General features: G+C 46.7%; 16 protein-coding genes and 2 pseudogenes. 9 read left to right on the forward strand and 9 right to left on the reverse strand.

The features are described from left to right. Both FTE26_RS07855 and FTE26_RS07860 read left to right on the forward strand, forming a co-directional pair. The coding region (locus FTE26_RS07855) for a phage tail protein (RefSeq protein ID WP_272457537.1) at positions 1-3,128 on the forward strand (3,128 nt) is incomplete at its 5' end. Continuing rightward, a complete protein-coding gene (locus FTE26_RS07860; RefSeq protein ID WP_001593356.1) occupies positions 3,128-3,709 on the forward strand; it encodes a tail fiber assembly protein in 582 nt (193 codons plus the stop codon). The genes FTE26_RS07855 and FTE26_RS07860, both read left to right, overlap by 1 nt. An 820-nt stretch (positions 3,710-4,529) precedes the next feature. Here the strand turns inward: FTE26_RS07860 and FTE26_RS07865 are convergent. Then, positions 4,530-4,727, reverse strand: a complete 198-nt coding sequence (locus FTE26_RS07865; protein ID WP_000348576.1) for a hypothetical protein — start codon at positions 4,725-4,727, stop codon at positions 4,530-4,532. A gap of 716 nt (positions 4,728-5,443) precedes the next feature. On the opposite strand from FTE26_RS07865, the pseudogene ydfJ reads away from it, so the two are divergent. Together ydfJ and FTE26_RS07875 are read left to right on the forward strand one after the other, a co-directional pair. Further along, positions 5,444-6,727: pseudogene (gene ydfJ, locus FTE26_RS07870) on the forward strand (MHS family MFS transporter YdfJ); the annotation flags it as partial. 88 nt (positions 6,728-6,815) lie between these two features. Further along, on the forward strand, positions 6,816-8,276 hold the full coding sequence (locus tag FTE26_RS07875; protein ID WP_000527756.1) for a mannitol dehydrogenase family protein: 1,461 nt from the start codon (positions 6,816-6,818) through the stop codon (positions 8,274-8,276). A 34-nt stretch (positions 8,277-8,310) separates the two neighbouring features. Here FTE26_RS07875 and ydfZ read toward each other — a convergent pair whose 3' ends face one another. From ydfZ to ydfG, 3 genes are all read right to left on the reverse strand, one after another. Next, positions 8,311-8,514, reverse strand: a complete 204-nt coding sequence (ydfZ, locus tag FTE26_RS07880; protein ID WP_000214712.1) for a putative selenium delivery protein YdfZ — start codon at positions 8,512-8,514, stop codon at positions 8,311-8,313. Between the two features lie 177 nt (positions 8,515-8,691). After that, complete coding sequence (gene rspR, locus FTE26_RS07885) at positions 8,692-9,378, reverse strand: DNA-binding transcriptional regulator rspR (protein WP_000215549.1); 687 nt, start codon at positions 9,376-9,378, stop codon at positions 8,692-8,694. Positions 9,379-9,466: 88 nt separating this feature from the next. Then, entirely contained in the window at positions 9,467-10,213 is a 747-nt protein-coding gene (gene ydfG, locus FTE26_RS07890; protein WP_000636571.1) for a bifunctional NADP-dependent 3-hydroxy acid dehydrogenase/3-hydroxypropionate dehydrogenase YdfG, read from the reverse strand. 136 nt (positions 10,214-10,349) lie between these two features. Here ydfG and dcp point away from each other — a divergent pair, with 136 nt between their 5' ends. Further along, the gene (gene dcp / locus FTE26_RS07895; RefSeq protein WP_001296767.1) at positions 10,350-12,395 is read left to right on the forward strand and encodes a peptidyl-dipeptidase Dcp; all 2,046 of its coding nucleotides are present in this window, start codon (positions 10,350-10,352) and stop codon (positions 12,393-12,395) included. A gap of 44 nt (positions 12,396-12,439) precedes the next feature. Here dcp and FTE26_RS07900 read toward each other — a convergent pair. Continuing rightward, positions 12,440-12,953: pseudogene (locus tag FTE26_RS07900) on the reverse strand (2-oxo-tetronate isomerase). 275 nt (positions 12,954-13,228) lie between these two features. On the opposite strand from FTE26_RS07900, the gene ydeI reads away from it, so the two are divergent. Both ydeI and dgcZ read left to right on the forward strand, forming a co-directional pair. Beyond that, on the forward strand, positions 13,229-13,621 hold the full coding sequence (gene ydeI, locus FTE26_RS07905) for a YdeI family stress tolerance OB fold protein (protein WP_000671731.1): 393 nt from the start codon (positions 13,229-13,231) through the stop codon (positions 13,619-13,621). Between the two features lie 254 nt (positions 13,622-13,875). Then, positions 13,876-14,766, forward strand: a complete 891-nt coding sequence (gene dgcZ, locus FTE26_RS07910; RefSeq protein WP_000592826.1) for a diguanylate cyclase DgcZ — start codon at positions 13,876-13,878, stop codon at positions 14,764-14,766. 114 nt (positions 14,767-14,880) lie between these two features. Here the strand turns inward: dgcZ and mgtT are convergent, their stop codons facing one another. The 3 genes from mgtT to ydeE form a co-directional block, all read right to left on the reverse strand. After that, the gene (gene mgtT, locus FTE26_RS07915; protein WP_211180496.1) at positions 14,881-14,985 is read right to left on the reverse strand and encodes a protein MgtT; all 105 of its coding nucleotides are present in this window, start codon (positions 14,983-14,985) and stop codon (positions 14,881-14,883) included. Beyond that, on the reverse strand, positions 14,985-15,080 hold the full coding sequence (gene mgtS / locus FTE26_RS07920; protein ID WP_000901367.1) for a protein MgtS: 96 nt from the start codon (positions 15,078-15,080) through the stop codon (positions 14,985-14,987). Before mgtS ends, mgtT begins: the two co-directional genes overlap by 1 nt. Positions 15,081-15,206: 126 nt before the next feature. After that, positions 15,207-16,394, reverse strand: coding sequence for an efflux MFS transporter YdeE (gene ydeE, locus FTE26_RS07925; protein WP_001054189.1), 1,188 nt, complete (start codon positions 16,392-16,394; stop codon positions 15,207-15,209). Positions 16,395-16,588: 194 nt separating this feature from the next. On the opposite strand from ydeE, the gene eamA reads away from it, so the two are divergent. Next, a complete protein-coding gene (gene eamA / locus FTE26_RS07930) occupies positions 16,589-17,488 on the forward strand; it encodes an O-acetylserine/cysteine exporter (RefSeq protein WP_000087216.1) in 900 nt (299 codons plus the stop codon). A gap of 44 nt (positions 17,489-17,532) precedes the next feature. Here the strand turns inward: eamA and FTE26_RS07935 are convergent, their stop codons facing one another. Beyond that, positions 17,533-18,231 carry a GntR family transcriptional regulator gene (locus tag FTE26_RS07935; RefSeq protein ID WP_000577184.1) on the reverse strand — a complete coding sequence of 233 codons (699 nt, stop codon included), beginning with the start codon at positions 18,229-18,231 and terminating at the stop codon, positions 17,533-17,535. A 198-nt stretch (positions 18,232-18,429) separates the two neighbouring features. Here FTE26_RS07935 and FTE26_RS07940 point away from each other — a divergent pair, with 198 nt between their 5' ends. After that, positions 18,430-18,741, forward strand: a complete 312-nt coding sequence (locus tag FTE26_RS07940; RefSeq protein ID WP_000722571.1) for a PTS sugar transporter subunit IIB — start codon at positions 18,430-18,432, stop codon at positions 18,739-18,741. Positions 18,742-18,767 lie beyond the last annotated feature (26 nt).

Below are 18,767 nucleotides of genomic sequence, written 5' to 3' on the forward strand. Positions count from 1 at the left end.
GCACATCAGCCCGTGAGGCGGCAACCCATGCGACTGATGCTGCAGGCTCAGCACGCGCAGCCAGCACGTCAGCCGGACAGGCCGCGTCGTCGGCTCAGTCAGCGACTTCCAGCGCAGGAACGGCATCAACAAAGGCCACTGAAGCATCAAAAAGTGCTGCCGCTGCAGAGTCCTCAAAAAGCGCGGCAGCTACCAGTGCCAGTGCCGCAAAAACGTCAGAAACGAATGCTGCAGCGTCACAACAATCAGCAGCCACTTCTGCATCCACCGCGACTACGAAAGCGTCAGAAGCTGCCACCTCAGCCCGGGATGCGGCGGCTTCAAAAGAGGCGGCAAAATCATCAGAAACGAACGCATCCTCGAGCGCCAGTAGCGCAGCTTCCTCGGCAACAGCGGCAGGAAATTCCGCGAAGGCGGCAAAAACGTCAGAGACGAACGCCAGGTCTTCTGAAACGGCAGCGGGACAGAGCGCCTCGGCTGCGGCAGGCTCAAAAACAGCGGCTGCGTCGTCTGCCAGTGCAGCGTCAACAAGTGCCGGGCAGGCCTCAGCCAGTGCTAGCGCCGCCGGAAAATCGGCAGAAAGCGCCGCATCGTCTGCTTCAACAGCCACAACGAAGGCTGGCGAAGCCACTGAACAGGCCAGCGCAGCAGCGAGGTCTGCTTCCGCAGCGAAGACATCCGAAACGAACGCGAAAGCGTCGGAAACCAGCGCAGAATCCTCAAAAACGGCTGCCGCATCGTCAGCCAGTTCGGCGTCGTCATCGGCATCATCTGCGTCTGCTTCAAAAGATGAGGCGACCAGACAGGCGTCAGCAGCGAAGGGTAGCGCCACGACGGCATCCACGAAGGCGACAGAGGCAGCTGGCAGTGCGACGGCAGCAGCTCAGAGCAAAAGTACGGCGGAATCCGCGGCAACGCGCGCTGAGACAGCGGCAAAACGGGCAGAGGATATTGCATCCGCCGTGGCGCTTGAGGATGCGAGCACGACGAAAAAGGGGATAGTACAGCTCAGCAGTGCGACCAACAGCACTTCCGAGTCACTGGCGGCAACGCCAAAAGCCGTTAAGGCCGCGTATGACCTGGCTAACGGGAAATACACCGCACAGGATGCAACGACAGCACAGAAAGGGATAATCCAGCTAAGCAGCGCGACCAACAGCACGTCTGAAACGCTGGCGGCAACGCCAAAGGCAGTAAAATCAGCCTATGACAATGCAGAGAAACGTCTGCAGAAAGACCAGAACGGCGCTGATATACCCGATAAGGGACGCTTCCTGAACAACATTAACGCGGTCAGTAAAACAGACTTTGCTGATAAGCGTGGTATGCGTTATGTGCGGGTTAACGCTCCTGCAGGTGCAACATCTGGAAAATATTACCCTGTTGTTGTTATGCGTTCTGCTGGCTCAGTAAGCGAACTGGCATCAAGGGTCATTATCACCACGGCAACGCGAACCGCAGGCGATCCGATGAATAACTGCGAGTTTAACGGATTTGTTATGCCTGGTGGCTGGACTGACAGGGGGCGTTATGCTTATGGAATGTTCTGGCAATATCAAAACAATGAACGAGCCATCCACTCAATAATGATGAGTAATAAGGGCGATGATTTGCGCTCTGTGTTCTATGTTGATGGCGCTGCTTTCCCTGTTTTTGCGTTTATCGAAGATGGCCTGTCAATATCCGCACCTGGTGCTGATCTCGTTGTTAATGATACGACCTATAAGTTTGGGGCAACAAATCCAGCGACTGAATGTATCGCGGCGGACGTTATCCTTGATTTTAAGAGTGGGCGTGGTTTTTATGAGTCTCATTCGTTAATCGTTAACGATAACTTGTCGTGCAAAAAACTTTTTGCCACAGACGAAATTGTAGCGCGTGGTGGTAATCAGATTCGAATGATAGGTGGGGAGTATGGGGCATTATGGCGTAATGATGGCGCTAAAACTTACCTGCTGCTTACCAATCAAGGTGATGTTTATGGTGGATGGAATACATTAAGACCGTTTGCTATTGATAACGCAACCGGCGAACTGGTTATTGGAACCAAGCTGTCTGCAAGTCTGAACGGTAACGCATTGACAGCAACAAAGCTGCAAACGCCAAGACTGGTTTCTGGGGTTGAGTTTGATGGTTCAAAAGATATTACTTTAACCGCCGCGCATGTGGCTGCTTTTGCCAGAAGGGCAACGGATACATATGCCGATGCGGATGGTGGCGTTCCCTGGAATGCCGAATCAGGCGCTTACAATGTCACCCGCTCTGGCGACAGCTATATTCTGGTTAACTTCTATACCGGAGTCGGAAGTTGCCGGACCCTGCAGATGAAGGCGCATTACAGAAATGGTGGTCTGTTCTACCGTTCTTCAAGAGACGGTTATGGTTTTGAGGAAGACTGGGCAGAAGTTTATACCTCGAAAAATCTTCCACCAGAAAGCTACCCAGTCGGCGCACCAATCCCGTGGCCATCAGATACCGTTCCGTCTGGTTATGCCCTGATGCAGGGGCAGACTTTTGACAAATCTGCCTACCCGAAACTTGCAGCCGCTTATCCGTCAGGCGTGATCCCTGATATGCGTGGCTGGACGATTAAGGGCAAGCCCGCCAGTGGTCGTGCCGTATTGTCTCAGGAACAGGACGGCATAAAATCGCATACCCACAGCGCCAGCGCATCCAGTACTGATTTGGGGACGAAAACCACATCGTCGTTTGATTACGGCACTAAATCCACGAATAACACTGGTGCGCATACCCATAGTTTAAGTGGCAGCACGAATGCAGCTGGTAATCACAGCCATAGAGATGGCCGTCGATTTAACCCCAGTGTTTTTAAAGATACTTATCAATATGGTTATACAAGCTCAGGTCAAAATACCTGGGGTGTACAAGGCTCAGTAGGTATGTCTACGGGGGCGTTAGCTAATACCAGTACAGATGGTAACCATAGCCACTCACTGTCCGGCACAGCAGCATCTGCAGGTGCACACGCACATACTGTCGGTATTGGTGCACACACGCACTCCGTTGCGATTGGTTCACATGGACACACCATCACCGTTAACGCTGCTGGTAACGCGGAAAACACCGTCAAAAACATCGCATTTAACTATATTGTGAGGCTTGCATAATGGCATTCAGAATGAGTGAACAACCACGGACCATAAAAATTTATAATCTGCTGGCCGGAACTAATGAATTTATTGGTGAAGGTGACGCATATATTCCGCCTCATACAGGTCTGCCAGCAAACAGTACCGATATTGCACCGCCAGATATTCCTGCTGGCTTTGTGGCTGTTTTCAACAGTGATGAGGCATCGTGGCATCTCGTTGAAGATCATCGGGGAAAAACCGTCTATGACGTGGCTTCCGGCGACGCGTTATTTATTTCTGAACTTGGCTCGTTACCGGAAAATGTCACCTGGTTATCGCCGGAAGGGGAATATCAGAAGTGGAACGGCACAGCCTGGGTGAAGGATACGGAAGCAGAAAAACTGTTCCGGATCCGGGAGGCGGAAGAAACAAAAAACAACCTGATGCAGGTAGCCAGTGAGCATATTGCGCCGCTTCAGGATGCTGCAGATCTGGAAATTGCAACGGAGGAAGAAATCTCGTTGCTGGAAGCCTGGAAGAAGTATCGGGTGTTGCTGAACCGTGTTAATACAACAACTGCACCGGATATTGAATGGCCAGTAGCACCTATAGGGTAAATTCGTAATGATTACCTAAATACGTTATTCTTTTGTTCAAAAAGTGATTTTTCTATAGGTAGGGAGTATGTTCTTGGATTAAGAATAAAAAATCGCCATGAAAGAGCTTCATGGCGAGTACATAAACGTACAAAATATGATGAAAGTAGAGTGGCGTAAGCCACTATATTAAGATATGACAATAGCGAAGAAAAGTAAATAACATTTTATGGGCGTTTAATTGTTAATTATAAAAACTAGAGTGCCCGATATTGTTTATCTTGCTTTAAAATAATGTACTCAAACCAAATTTTTGAGCTAAAAGCTCAAATAATATAAATGCAATGATAATGTTTAATAAGACAATTAGCTTGCTTTGTATTTTCATTTCGGAATACTGTTAAGTAACTTTGATGACACTAACAATAGATCGGAATTTTCTTAGAGTCAATGGTCACTGTTTTTGCTTGCAAAGCAAATCTTTTTGGTGGTTATAAGTTTTCTTAATATAGTCACCTATGCAACTTGTTCCGTGTGGAGATTAAAGGTTAAAATTTAATGCGAAGATGGAATTATAATATATTTTTTTATAATTAATTTAACCTTAACATCGTTGCTGGCGGCATGGAAGAAATATCGGGTCTTGCTGATGTCGTGTTGGCACTTCCTTAGTGCGGTTATCGAATGGCCAGCTGTACCTGTGGGGTAAAAACTTTATATGGGTGCTATTTTTATAATAGCTGGTAAAAACTGGCCGAACTGAAATTCACTGTTGATAAAAAAGATGTGTTTGAGTGTATGTCATTGTTTTCTTAATGGAATCCACTAGAATGCAGCGAATTTAAGAAGGTGGGTTTTTATTGGAATATAAACTACAATAATGCTCAACTCGTTCGTAGAATTGTTTTTTCTTATTTTTTGGAATGCTAACCATTATATGCATTATGGGGGCGATACTTCCTGATAATTTACATGATGCATACATTGAAGCAATAAATTCAATATCATTGTCATCAAAGTTAAAGCTTTCTCCGTCCATTTCAATTCCTTATGTGTTTGGCACAACTGATGCTGTATCCCATGAGAATTTATGCAAGTTGTTATGTTTGATTTGATATTGCAATGATAATTGTAGCTAATTGTTTTCAATTGAGTGAAAGTTTATTTCGAGTGATTAAGTCGAAAAAAAAGATTTCTCACGGTTAGTAAGCGTATTAGGTTAGTATTCAGATATGAATGGTATTAATGACTAAATTTTCAATCATATATGGATTTTTATGCTGATGAAGATGTTTTATTTGGCGATTCGTCAAGCATCTTCACTTAAGTAATCGTATATTTTAAGAGTGCAAAAGAGAAAGGGACAACGTTGCTCGCACTCTGGATTAAATATAGGGTGTTGTTAAACTGCGTTGATACATAATTGTACCGGATATTGAGTGGTCTGAAGTCCCAGTCATTAAGTAATCGTTTCGTGATATGCCGCAGAAACGTTGTATGCAATAACGTTCTGCGGTTGGCTGATGCACTTTCGAGAGTGTATTGAATAATTTCAAGCCGTTATTGTTTTTACGCGTAACACCATGAAAAGATTGCTTATCTGTTGGGGTGTTTTTTGGGGCATATATGGGACAGAAATAGGCCACAGATAGATAGTAAGATCGAACTCAGGATGTTTTTGAAAAAATGTAACTATCTGAAAAAACCTAGAAAGCGCCAAGGAAACCACAGAATGAGAAAAAACATCTGTGAATTATGGATTTCCAGTTATATTCGCTCGGCGCAGCGTTAGTGTTTCATGAAATATTTTTTCCTGAATCATCAACGGCAATGGCGTTAATTCTGGCAATGGGAACCTACGGTGCAGGTTATGTGGCGCGTATTGTCGGAGCATTTATTTTCGGCAAAATGGGCGACAGAATAGGGCGTAAAAAAGTGCTCTTTATTACCATCACCATGATGGGGATCTGTACCACCTTAATTGGTGTGTTACCGACCTATGCACAGATTGGTGTTTTTGCACCCATCTTGCTGGTGACGTTGCGTATTATTCAGGGGTTGGGTGCAGGTGCGGAAATTTCCGGTGCCGGTACGATGCTGGCGGAATATGCGCCAAAAGGTAAGCGCGGAATTATCTCCTCATTTGTGGCTATGGGAACTAACTGCGGAACCTTGAGCGCAACGGCAATCTGGGCCTTTATGTTCTTCATTCTCAGTAAAGAGGAACTGCTGGCGTGGGGATGGCGTATACCGTTCCTGGCGAGCGTTGTCGTGATGGTCTTTGCTATCTGGTTGCGTATGAATCTGAAAGAAAGCCCGGTCTTTGAGAAGGTTAACGACAGTAACCAACCGACAGCAAAACCTGCACCTGCTGGTAGCATGTTCCAGAGCAAATCCTTCTGGCTGGCAACAGGGCTGCGTTTTGGTCAGGCGGGTAACTCCGGGTTAATTCAGACTTTCCTTGCAGGCTATTTAGTGCAGACGTTATTGTTTAACAAAGCAATTCCAACAGATGCATTGATGATCAGTTCGATTCTCGGCTTTATGACCATTCCGTTCCTTGGTTGGTTATCCGATAAAATTGGTCGCCGGATCCCGTATATTATTATGAATACCTCCGCGATTGTGCTGGCATGGCCAATGCTTTCTATCATTGTAGATAAAAGCTATGCCCCGAGCACCATTATGGTTGCACTGATTGTGATTCATAACTGTGCGGTGCTGGGATTATTTGCTCTGGAAAACATTACCATGGCAGAAATGTTCGGCTGTAAAAACCGCTTTACCCGGATGGCTATTTCTAAAGAAATTGGTGGTCTTATCGCTTCCGGTTTTGGTCCTATCCTGGCGGGTATTTTCTGCACCATGACGGAATCCTGGTATCCGATCGCCATTATGATCATGGCATATTCAGTAATTGGTTTAATCTCTGCGCTGAAAATGCCAGAGGTGAAAGACCGTGATTTAAGTGCGCTGGAAGACGCTGCGGAAGATCAACCGCGTGTTGTAAGAGCTGCGCAACCTTCCAGAAGTCTGTAAACCCTCAATCCCTTCTCTTATCGGAGAGGGGATTTTTATTCATATAACAAAACATATAGCTTGCCATATTTAAATTTAAGGAATTGTTATGGGAAATAATTTGTTATCAGCAAAAGCGACACTCCCTGTTTATGATCGTAATAACCTGGCCCCAAGAATTATTCATTTAGGCTTTGGTGCATTTCACCGTGCGCATCAGGGCGTGTATGCCGATATTCTTGCTACAGAACATTTCAGTGACTGGGGATATTATGAGGTCAACTTAATCGGCGGCGAACAGCAAATTGCCGATTTACAACAGCAAGATAATCTTTATACCGTTGCGGAAATGTCGGCCGATGCGTGGACGGCTCGCGTCGTTGGCGTCGTTAAAAAAGCCTTGCACGTACAGATGGATGGCTTAGAAACCGTGTTGGCTGCGATGTGTGAACCGCAAATCGCGATTGTCTCTCTGACAATCACCGAAAAAGGGTATTTCCACTCTCCGGCGACCGGACAGTTAATGCTCGATCACCCGATGGTCGCTGCCGACGTGCAAAATCCCCACCAGCCGAAAACAGCAACAGGGGTGATTGTTGAGGCGCTGGCCCGCCGTAAAGCGGCAGGACTTCCCGCATTTACCGTCATGTCATGTGACAACATGCCAGAAAACGGTCATGTTATGCGTGACGTTGTCACTTCATACGCGAAAGCTGTTGATGTAAAACTGGCACAATGGATCGAAGATAACGTGACTTTCCCATCAACAATGGTGGACCGTATTGTGCCCGCAGTGACAGAGGATACGCTGGCGAAAATCGAACAACTTACCGGTGTGGGCGATCCTGCGGGCGTTGCCTGTGAACCTTTCCGCCAGTGGGTAATAGAAGATAACTTTGTTGCCGGACGTCCAGAATGGGAAAAAGCGGGAGCCGAACTGGTTAGTGATGTGCTGCCTTATGAAGAGATGAAGTTGCGCATGCTCAACGGCAGTCATTCATTCCTGGCGTATTTGGGTTATCTTGCCGGATATCAGCACATTAATGACTGCATGGAAGATGAACATTATCGTTATGCGGCGTATGGCTTGATGTTGCAGGAACAAGCGCCGACGCTGAAAGTGCAGGGCGTTGATTTGCAAGATTACGCTAACCGATTAATTGAACGCTATAGCAATCCAGCGTTACGTCATCGAACCTGGCAGATTGCGATGGATGGTAGCCAGAAATTGCCACAGCGGATGTTGGATTCTGTTCGCTGGCATCTGGCGCATGACAGCAAGTTCGATCTGCTGGCGCTGGGCGTCGCGGGTTGGATGCGTTATGTCGGTGGTGTTGATGAACAGGGAAATCCGATAGAAATCAGTGACCCACTGTTACCTGTTATTCAGAAGGCTGTACAAAGTAGTGCCGAAGGGAAAGCGCGCGTCCAGTCATTGCTGGCGATTAAGGCAATCTTTGGTGATGATTTGCCAGACAATAGCTTGTTTACTGCAAAAGTGACGGAAGCGTACTTGTCTTTATTAGCGCATGGCGCGAAAGCGACCGTGGCGAAATATTCCGTGAAGTAAAAAAGCAATGCCGCCATCGGCGGCATTCACACACTTAGTTCATGCCGAGACGAATCAGGTCCAGAGGTGCCAGTTTCTCTTCACAACCTTCAACAACTACGGTTTTTCCGCGGCGGATTTGCTCAGCGGTCAGACCTTCAGTATCAATCGACAGGATCTTGCCAGTGTGACCGGTGCCGCTAACCATAACACGGCTGCCAGTGGTGATTGCGTTACGGTTACGATCGTAGGTCGTCATAGGTGTTTTCTCCTTTCTGATTTACAGTCGAAGCCCACGTAACGGGCGCAATATAAATACTCCTGTCGAGTGAAATATTTTTTGTTTTTGATCAAGCTCACATCTTTTTTGATGCATGCATGAGCCGTAAGGCGGGGGGAAAAGCCTCTCATCCCGGATGGGATGAGAGTAAATGAATTACTCTTCGCTAAACCAGTCGCTGTTTTCCTGGCGGATCTGGCGCACGGATTCGCTGATTTCCTGCAAATGTTGCGTCATTGCACGTTCTACCGCATCGCCATCACGTTTTTGCAGGGCAGAGAAAATATCAAGATGCTGGCGTAACAGCATTTCTGGTGGAGAAACATGGTCGAAACTCATATAGCGCACGCGATCAACGGTCGCTTTCAGGTTCTCAATGGTATCCCACGCCAGTTGACAGTCGGCAATCTGCGTCAGGAGTTGATGGAAGTTGTCATCAAGTTCAAAAAAATCATCCAGTTGCTTGCGCTCAATGGCAATGCGTTGCTGGTGAAGATTTTGTTCCAGTTGGTAGCACTGGCTTTCGGTAATCATGCTCGCCGCCCGACGCGCCACCGCGCACTCAATGGCCTGACGGATAAAACTGCCGTTTCGCACCTGGGCCATGGAAATTTTGTTGACGTAGCTGCCACGCTGCGGACGAATTTGAATCAGGCCGTTTTCCGCCAGTTTAATAAAGGCTTCACGAACCGGCTGGCGTGACACATTGAAACGAACAGAAACTTCTTTTTCCGACAACGGTGTGCCTGGTGCAATCAGGCAATGGACAATGTCGCGACGAAGAATACGATAAATCTGCTGATTGACAGGCTGTGTGGGATTAAGTTGCGTTTCGACGGTCATTCGTTCTTGCTTGTGAGTGAGTTAACTGCATGAGTCTACCACTTTTTTGTGACAAGCAATAACCCGGCAGTTACGCCGGGTATAAAAATTACTGACGGTGGACATTCAGTCCGGCATAGCTTTGGGTAACCGGCATCATTTCCAGGGTATTGATATTGACGTGAGCAGGCAGCGTTGACACCCACCAGACGGCTTCGCTGACATCTTCTGGCGTCAATGCAACGGTATTTTGATAGGTTTTTTCCGCTTTACCGTCATCGCCTTTAAAGCGGACATTGGAAAACTCGGTGCCACCCACCAGACCCGGTTCGATGTCGGTGACGCGCACCGCCGTACCATGCAGATCCGTACGCAGATTCAGGCTAAACTGACGAACAAACGCTTTCGTCGCACCGTAAACGTTACCACCGGCATACGGCCAGCTACCTGCCGTTGAGCCAATGTTAATAATATGACCATGATTACGTTCAACCATACCCGGTAAGACGGCGCGCGTCATATATACCAGGCCTTTGTTGTTGGTATCAATCATCGTTTCCCAGTCTTCAACGCTGGCTTTATGCGCAGGCTCCATGCCCAACGCCAAGCCGGCATTATTTACCAGGATATCAATATTGCACCACTCGGCAGGAAGCGATGCCAGCATCTCTTCAATAGCGGCGCGGTTGCGAACGTCCAGTTGGGCGATATACAGATTATCTCCCAGTTCGTCTTTTAACTCCTGCAACCGCTCCTGGCGACGGCCAGTGGCGATAACTTTATGCCCTTGTTGAATAAAACGACGAGTAATGCATTCACCAAAACCTGCCGTTGCTCCAGTTACTAAAACGATCATCTCACTGTTCCTCAACGCTTTTGTGTGTCAATAACATAGCACGTGATGCTTAAGAGCGGGTAATACTGGTTTGCAAGATTGCACTCCGTTATCAGTAAGCCTACGCTATGGAACACCTCGCGTTCAGGAGAAGAAAATGACAACAATGAATCCTTTCCTTGTGCAAAGCACACTGCCGTATCTGGCTCCTCATTTTGATCAAATTGCCAATCATCACTATCGCCCGGCATTCGATGAGGGAATGCAGCAAAAGCGGGCAGAAATTGCTGCCATCGCGCTTAACCCGCAAACGCCTGATTTCAACAATACTATTCTGGCACTGGAACAAAGCGGAGAATTACTTACCCGCGTTACCAGCGTCTTTTTTGCGATGACTGCGGCGCATACCAATGATGAATTACAGCGTCTTGATGAACAGTTTTCCGCTGAACTGGCGGAACTGGCTAATGATATCTATCTGAACGGTGAATTATTCGCGCGGGTAGATGCTGTCTGGCAGCGCCGTGAATCCCTGGGGCTTGATAGTGAATCCATCCGCCTGGTGGAGGTTATTCATCAACGTTTTGTCCTTGCCGGAGCCAAACTTGCGCAAGCTGATAAAGCAAAATTAAAAGTACTGAATACAGAAGCTGCGACCCTGACCAGCCAGTTTAACCAGCGGTTACTTGCAGCAAATAAATCCGGCGGTCTGGTTGTGAACGATATCGCGCAGCTGGCAGGAATGAGTGAGCAAGAGATTGCGCTGGCGGCAGTGGCGGCTCGCGAGAAAGGTCTGGATAACAAATGGCTGATTCCGCTGCTGAATACCACCCAACAACCGGCGCTTGCCGAAATGCGCGATCGTGCGACGCGTGAAAAACTGTTTATTGCGGGCTGGACGCGAGCGGAAAAAAATGATGGCAATGATACCCGCGCTATCATTCAACGTCTGGTAGAGATTCGCGCACAGCAGGCGAAACTGCTTGGTTTTCCTCATTATGCCGCATGGAAAATCGCCGATCAGATGGCAAAAACACCTGAAGCAGCACTCAACTTTATGCGGGAAATTGTTCCAGCGGCGCGTCAACGTGCTAGCGATGAATTAGCCTCCATACAGGCGGTTATCGATAAGCAGCAAGGCGGGTTTAGCGCGCAGCCGTGGGACTGGGCATTTTATGCCGAACAGGTACGGCGGGAGAAATTTGATCTTGATGAGGCGCAGCTCAAGCCATATTTTGAATTAAACACGGTGTTGAATGAAGGTGTATTCTGGACCGCGAATCAGCTCTTCGGTATTAAGTTTGTCGAACGTTTTGATATTCCTGTCTACCATCCTGACGTTCGTGTGTGGGAAATTTTTGATCATAATGGCGTGGGACTGGCGTTATTTTACGGTGATTTCTTCGCCCGTGATTCAAAAAGCGGCGGTGCATGGATGGGCAATTTTGTTGAGCAATCAACGCTTAATGAAACGCATCCGGTAATTTATAACGTTTGCAATTATCAGAAACCCGCTGCCGGTGAGCCTGCGTTGTTACTCTGGGATGATGTAATAACCTTATTCCATGAATTTGGTCATACGCTGCACGGCCTTTTTGCCCGCCAGCGTTATGCCACGCTTTCCGGCACCAACACGCCGCGTGATTTTGTCGAATTTCCGTCGCAAATCAACGAACACTGGGCAACGCATCCGCAGGTATTCGCTCGCTACGCCCGGCATTATCAGAGCGGGGCAGCAATGCCTGACGAACTGCAACAGAAAATGCGTAATGCCAGCCTGTTCAACAAAGGGTATGAGATGAGCGAACTGCTTAGCGCCGCACTTCTCGATATGCGCTGGCATTGCCTGGAAGAAAACGAAGCAATGCAGGATGTCGATGATTTTGAATTGCGGGCGCTGGTGGCGGAAAATATGGATCTTCCTGCTATACCGCCACGCTATCGCAGCAGTTATTTCGCCCATATTTTTGGTGGCGGATATGCTGCAGGTTATTACGCTTATCTGTGGACGCAAATGTTGGCCGATGATGGTTACCAGTGGTTTGTTGAGCAGGGCGGATTAACGCGTGAAAATGGGCAGCGTTTTCGCGAGGCGATCCTTTCCAGAGGTAACAGCGAAGATCTGGAACGCCTGTATCGACAATGGCGCGGTAAGGCTCCTCAGATTATGCCGATGCTGCAACATCGTGGCTTGAACATATAAACACCACCAATGGCTGGCCTGGAGATATCGCCAGGCCAGCCTGGTTATAGCAGTAATTGCAGCAGCTGGACGAGGGCAAACCTCACCGCTAAAGCTAATACCGTTTCGCAGTCGCCAGCAAAATGCATAACCGCAGTGTAGGTCTGGCCTTTAATATGCCACGCGAACCAGACGGTACCCGCTGGCGTACCATCTTCACCGCCCTCCGGTCCGCCGTAGCCGGTAATGGCAATACTGACATCAGCATCCGCACGCTCTATGGCACCTGTTGCCATTTCTGCTGCCACTTTCCACCGCAGAATATCGTTCAAGAGATTGCTGGCTTACGCTGAGGATTTTCATCTTTGCCTGATCGGTGAAAGTAACAAAGCCTGCACCGTAAAATTTGGGTGTATCTTCAGCTGCACACAGGGCGCTAGCCAACTTACCGCCGGTGCATGATTCGGCGGTAGTTAAGCGTAATTGATCCGCGATAAGTCTTTGACTCAACGCGGATGTCAGGTTTTCAATAGTGTCGGTATCTGCGAGTTGTACAATTTTATCTTTATTAATGTTCACTGTTTTTTGTCCACGCTATTATATGTAAAGGTGATTTGCTTTTTCTGTATGCTCGTCAAATATAATAATTTTCAAACATATAAATCCGATTATTCTGAAAATATGTTTAAGACTCTTCAATCTTCTTAACTTTAGTGAGTTAAATTCTCTGAATATTTGACAGCTAGTGGGCTGATTTTAAATGCCTTATAACAATTGGCAGTATTCTTATTTGGCAATTATAAAAATAGCAACCAGACTTAATAAGTCAAACCAAACGCAATTAAGGAGTTAGTATGAAATTTCAGGCCATTGTATTAGCAAGTTTTCTTGTCATGCCTTATGCGTTGGCAGATGACCAGGGCGGTTTAAAACAGGATGCAGCGCCACCGCCGCCTCATGCAATAGAAGATGGCTATCGCGGAACCGATGATGCAAAAAAAATGACCGTTGATTTCGCAAAAAACATGCACGATGGCGCTTCGGTTTCACTACGCGGTAATTTGATTTCTCACAAAGGAGAGGACCGTTACGTTTTTCGCGATAAGAGCGGTGAAATTAATGTCGTTATTCCTGCGGCCGTCTTTGATGGACGAGAAGTTCAGCCGGACCAGATGATCAACATTAGCGGCAGTCTGGATAAGAAAAGCGCGCCGGCCGTCGTTCGGGTCACTCATTTGCAGAAATAAAAATAAATTAGCCTGATGGCCTGAACTACTGGGCCATTAGGGTATTGGGTTATGCTATTTGTCATCCTTTTATTTACGATAATGCAGAGGTGATTTACAGAATTAAACACTTTTTTATCCGCTGATTTTGTTTTAAATCACAATGTTATCTCAGAGATGACTCCTAACTTCGGATTTCTATGAAAATATTGACGTAATTTTGCTTTTCTCTCGTTAGAATAGCGCGCACAAGGAACTGTGAAAAAGGAGTGGCAATGATCAAGAAGACAACGGAAATTGATGCCATCTTGTTAAATCTCAATAAGGCTATCGATGCCCACTACCAGTGGCTGGTGAGTATGTTTCACAGCGTGGTCGCGAGAGATGCCAGTAAGCCAGAAATAACGGATAACCATTCTTATGGACTGTGCCAGTTTGGTCGGTGGATTGATCATCTGGGGCCACTCGATAACGATGAATTACCTTACGTTCGGCTAATGGATTCTGCCCATCAACATATGCATAACTGTGGTCGGGAATTAATGCTGGCTATTGTTGAAAATCACTGGCAGGACGCGCATTTCGACGCCTTTCAGGAGGGGTTGCTTTCTTTTACTGCGGCATTAACCGATTACAAAATTTATTTGCTGACGATCCGTAGCAATATGGATGTTTTGACGGGATTGCCGGGGCGTCGGGTTCTTGATGAATCCTTTGATCATCAGTTACGCAACACTGAGCCTCTGAATCTTTATTTAATGTTGTTGGATATTGACCGATTTAAATTGGTTAATGATACCTACGGGCATTTAATCGGCGATGTAGTATTACGCACCCTGGCAACTTACTTAGCCAGTTGGACGCGTGATTACGAAACGGTTTATCGCTACGGGGGCGAAGAATTTATCATTATTGTCAAAGCGGCTAATGATGAAGAAGCATGTCGTGCAGGTGTCAGAATTTGCCAGTTAGTCGATAACCATGCCATCACACATTCTGAAGGGCATATCAACATTACCGTGACAGCAGGTGTGAGTCGCGCATTTCCTGAAGAGCCTCTGGATGTGGTCATTGGAAGAGCAGACCGGGCAATGTATGAGGGTAAGCAAACCGGAAGAAATCGCTGCATGTTTATTGACGAACAAAATGTGATTAACCGAGTTTAAGCTCCGTTTAACATTCATTGAGAAAACTGATGCTACTGTGTCAACGATCCGTTATCAGTGCAGGAAAATGCCTGTTAGCGTAAAAGCAAAACACAAATCTATCCATGCAAGCATTCACCGCCGGTTTACTGGCGGTTTTTTTTCGCCGTCATAAAAATCAGGCCCCTTGTACACAACTGTAACAAGGGGCCGGTTAGGTGAGGGATTATCTCCGTTCATTAGTCATCCCATTTGTGGCTGAAATACGCGGCCAGAAAACCAGAAAATAAAATTATTCCCAGTACGGCCATAAAAACATTCATATTACCCAGCATTATTTGCCTCCGTTTATGGTGTGGTGTGTTTCCTCGCTTACCTTAATTTTCATCTCAATGAGAAAGATATTAGCAGAGGTAACCTAAACGAAGGCTGAATTAAATTTTTATTGTGTTCGACTTAAATCAACAAAGCGCGGGCTGCCCCCACGGTCTTGCACGAATCCCTTTTAACATCAGCACCCACGCAGCAATGATCACCAACGCTAAGATGACAAACAGCGAGGAAGGCGGCAGGCTGGTTAGCACTACGCCACTCACTAATGGGTTAATCGCGGCACCAAGCCAGCCTAAAGACTGGGCGGAAAAATAGCTGGCTTTCATTCCTGGCGGCGCAATATGGTCAATCAACATATACTCGCCCGGCGCATAAATGATTTCACCGACAGTAAATACCGCAGCTGACATACCCCACAATAGCAGGCTGTTGCCGGAAAAAATAAAACCGACCAGACCGATGACGAAACATAGGGTGCCTGCTGTCATCAGCGCGCGGATGTTAGCCGGGTTAAGTCGGCGGCCCACGGAATATTGCAACGTAACCACCATGGCAGCATTCACCGGAAGAACAACCGCGACCACCTTTTCGGCAAAATCCCCATCAGCAATCACCATCACATATTGTGAAATGCATGAAGCAAATGCGCCGCTTACAAAAGAAGCCAGAAAACCAGAGCAGGTAAACCACAACAGTGCTTTATCTTGTAATAAAACTTTCGGCGACCAGACACTGCCTGTTTCCGTGGCGATGATTTTCTCGCTGCGCTTTACCCAAATTTGAATGAAAAGCATGGGAAACGCGGAACAGATAGCTGCCAGCCAGAAGGGCAGATTGATGCTCTGCATCACCAACAGCGTGCCGAGCGGCGGACCGATGGTCCAGCCAATGTTTAGCATGGTGTAGTTGATTGAGAAGATTTTCGTTTTGCTGGTGGACGAAAGATTGTCGGCAAACCAGGCTTTCAGCACGGTAGCAAAAACAGAATAGGCGCAGTTAATGAGGGCAAAAAAGAGCACCACCAGCGTTACGTTATTCACTAAAGGAATGGCAATAAAACCGCTGGCGAAGGCGGTAATTGCCAGTAACATATAGCGTTTCTTGTCGAACTTATCCGCCAGGATACCAAAACCGAGGCTAAAAACGACGCCAATAGTGAGCGCAATTGTCATCGCATAACCGATTAGATCGACACTCAGGCTGTACTGGCGACTCAAGTAAATGGTCATAAATGGCAGCGTAGCGCCGCGTCCGATGGTTAATAACAACGACGAGGCAAGAAGGGCGCTGGTAGAGCGTCGTAGGGATAAGTTCATTTGTCTGTCCGGCAGTGCGTTTCGTTATGTTTTGTTTTAGAGATGTAAAGAAATAGCATGGCAAAAATCCGAAGTATAGCGACTTATTTGCGCATTAATGCCGTCGTAACCGGCGACTAACGAATCAACTGTTAAAGAAAAGTAAATTCAGCTAAGTTGATTGCTTACAAAAGATGAAATTCAGAGGCGGTAGAATGTCGCGAAAAGATGGGGTGTTGGCGCTACTGGTAGTGGTCGTATGGGGGCTAAATTTTGTGGTCATCAAAGTGGGGCTTCATAACATGCCACCGCTGATGCTGGCCGGTTTGCGCTTTATGCTGGTCGCTTTTCCGGCTATCTTTTTTGTCGCACGACCGAAAGTACCACTGAATTTGCTGCTGGGGTATGGATTAACCATCAGTTTTGCGCAGTTTGCTTTTCTTTTTTGTGCCATTAACTTCGGTATGCCTGCTGGACTGGCTTCGCTGGTGTTACAGGCACAGGCGTTTTTTACTATCGTGCTTGGCGCGTTTACTTTCGGGGAGCGACTGCATGGCAAACAATTGGCGGGGATCGCCTTAGCGATTTTTGGCGTACTGGTGTTAATCGAAGATAGTCTGAACGGTCAGCATGTGGCGATGCTCGGCTTTATGTTGACCCTGGCTGCAGCATTTAGTTGGGCGTGTGGCAACATCTTCAATAAAAAGATCATGTCGCACTCAACGCGTCCGGCGGTGATGTCGCTGGTAATCTGGAGCGCTTTAATCCCAATCATTCCCTTCTTTGTTGCCTCGCTGATTCTCGATGGTTCCGCATCCATGATTCACAGTCTGGTTACTATTGATATGACCACCATCTTGTCGCTGATGTATCTGGCGTTTGTGGCGACAATTGTTGGTTATGGGATCTGGGGGACGTTACTGGGACGCTATGAAACCTGGCGGGTTGCACCGTTATCGTTACTGGTGCCCGTAGTCGGACTGGCAAGTGCGGCACTATTGTTGGATGAACGCTTAACGGGTCTGCAATTTTTAGGTGCGGTGCTCATTATGACCGGGCTGTATATCAATGTATTTGGCTTGCGGTGGCGTAAAGCGGTAAAGGTTAGAGGCTAAACCATACGCACAGAATGTGATGTCAGCACTCTGTGCGTCTGCTTTTATCGCGGGAAAAAGTACTTTACCTGGAACTCGAAAATATTGCTGTAAAGTAACGAATAATCCAGCGGAATAGAGTTACTGTCCACAGCCTGGGTCTGAATTTTAAGTATGGGATCCCGTGGGCTGATCCGTAAAATACTGGCGATTTCTGGGGTAGGAAAAGTAGGGGAGAAAGTTTCAAAGGTGCCAATGATTTTGATCCCGCATTCATTCTCAATATATGAAAATTTGGATTTTTGCATATGTGACACGGTTAAATCAGGAAAACGTGCTACTGACATCCACGTTTCTTCTAATTGTGCTGCATTATCCTCAATGAATCGCAGTCTCTTTATGTAATAAACCTGCTCACCAGTCACTAAATTCAGCTCAGTCGCAATAGTGGGTGAAGCATCCTGCACTTCAAATTTCATAATCTGACTCCCTGCCTCTTTGCCGCTTTTATGCGCAATTTCACTGAAACTGTTCATGTGATCAATGTGTGCAACAAAATTCTTTTTTTGAATGTATGTTCCTGAACCATGCTTTCTGTGAATAATTCCTTCGCCTTCCAGCAAGGATAATGCCTTACGCAGGGTATTACGCGAAACATTATAACGAACAGCGAGTTCCGCTTCTGACGGCAACAAATCACCAACATGCCATGAATTGCCATTGATTTCGGATTTAAGTAAGCGGGCAATCTTTTGAAAAATCACTTTTGCACCTTTTAAGAGCCATTGAAAACAAGGAGTTGAGTCCTGATTGGTTTATCGTATGGCCGAGTCGTTTAATAATCACCCTGATGTTGAACAACTTTATCACTGTATTACTGTGATCAATGTACCAGGACGTATAGCTACTGCGGGATATGATATTTAAACAATGTAATCTGTTATATACCAGTAAGGGAAAATATGAAAAAAATATTGTTAGTTTGCGCTGCGGGCATGTCAACCAGTATGCTGGTTAAACGTATGATTGATCATGCTAACGCTATTTCACTTGAAGTTAATATTTCCGCATTGGCGATTGCAGAGGCTAAAGGGAAAATTAAAAATAACGAAGTTGACGTTGTTTTACTTGGCCCGCAAGTTCGCTTTCAGAAACCAGAGATTGAAGCCGTTGCACAGGGGAAAATGCCTGTAGCCGTTATCGAGATGAAAGACTACGGCACCATGAACGGACAGGCAGTTCTTGAATTTGCGATGAAACTACTGCAAGAGTAAGAATCTAATATTATTAAACTATTACC

It is taken from the genome of Escherichia sp. S10b (genome assembly GCF_028421345.1).
Classification (GTDB): domain Bacteria; phylum Pseudomonadota; class Gammaproteobacteria; order Enterobacterales; family Enterobacteriaceae; genus ECMA0423.

What these genes read in the sequence shown, in the direction of transcription:
- FTE26_RS07860 (WP_001593356.1), top strand. Translation starts at nt 3,128, where the DNA reads ATGGCATTCAGAATGAGTGAACAACCACGGACCATAAAAATTTATAAT.
- FTE26_RS07865 (WP_000348576.1), bottom strand. Translation starts at nt 4,727, where the DNA reads ATGGACGGAGAAAGCTTTAACTTTGATGACAATGATATTGAATTTATT.
- FTE26_RS07875 (WP_000527756.1), top strand. Translation starts at nt 6,816, where the DNA reads ATGGGAAATAATTTGTTATCAGCAAAAGCGACACTCCCTGTTTATGAT.
- ydfZ (WP_000214712.1), bottom strand. Translation starts at nt 8,514, where the DNA reads ATGACGACCTACGATCGTAACCGTAACGCAATCACCACTGGCAGCCGT.
- rspR (WP_000215549.1), bottom strand. Translation starts at nt 9,378, where the DNA reads ATGACCGTCGAAACGCAACTTAATCCCACACAGCCTGTCAATCAGCAG.
- ydfG (WP_000636571.1), bottom strand. Translation starts at nt 10,213, where the DNA reads ATGATCGTTTTAGTAACTGGAGCAACGGCAGGTTTTGGTGAATGCATT.
- dcp (WP_001296767.1), top strand. Translation starts at nt 10,350, where the DNA reads ATGACAACAATGAATCCTTTCCTTGTGCAAAGCACACTGCCGTATCTG.
- ydeI (WP_000671731.1), top strand. Translation starts at nt 13,229, where the DNA reads ATGAAATTTCAGGCCATTGTATTAGCAAGTTTTCTTGTCATGCCTTAT.
- dgcZ (WP_000592826.1), top strand. Translation starts at nt 13,876, where the DNA reads ATGATCAAGAAGACAACGGAAATTGATGCCATCTTGTTAAATCTCAAT.
- mgtT (WP_211180496.1), bottom strand. Translation starts at nt 14,985, where the DNA reads ATGAACGGAGATAATCCCTCACCTAACCGGCCCCTTGTTACAGTTGTG.
- mgtS (WP_000901367.1), bottom strand. Translation starts at nt 15,080, where the DNA reads ATGCTGGGTAATATGAATGTTTTTATGGCCGTACTGGGAATAATTTTA.
- ydeE (WP_001054189.1), bottom strand. Translation starts at nt 16,394, where the DNA reads ATGAACTTATCCCTACGACGCTCTACCAGCGCCCTTCTTGCCTCGTCG.
- eamA (WP_000087216.1), top strand. Translation starts at nt 16,589, where the DNA reads ATGTCGCGAAAAGATGGGGTGTTGGCGCTACTGGTAGTGGTCGTATGG.
- FTE26_RS07940 (WP_000722571.1), top strand. Translation starts at nt 18,430, where the DNA reads ATGAAAAAAATATTGTTAGTTTGCGCTGCGGGCATGTCAACCAGTATG.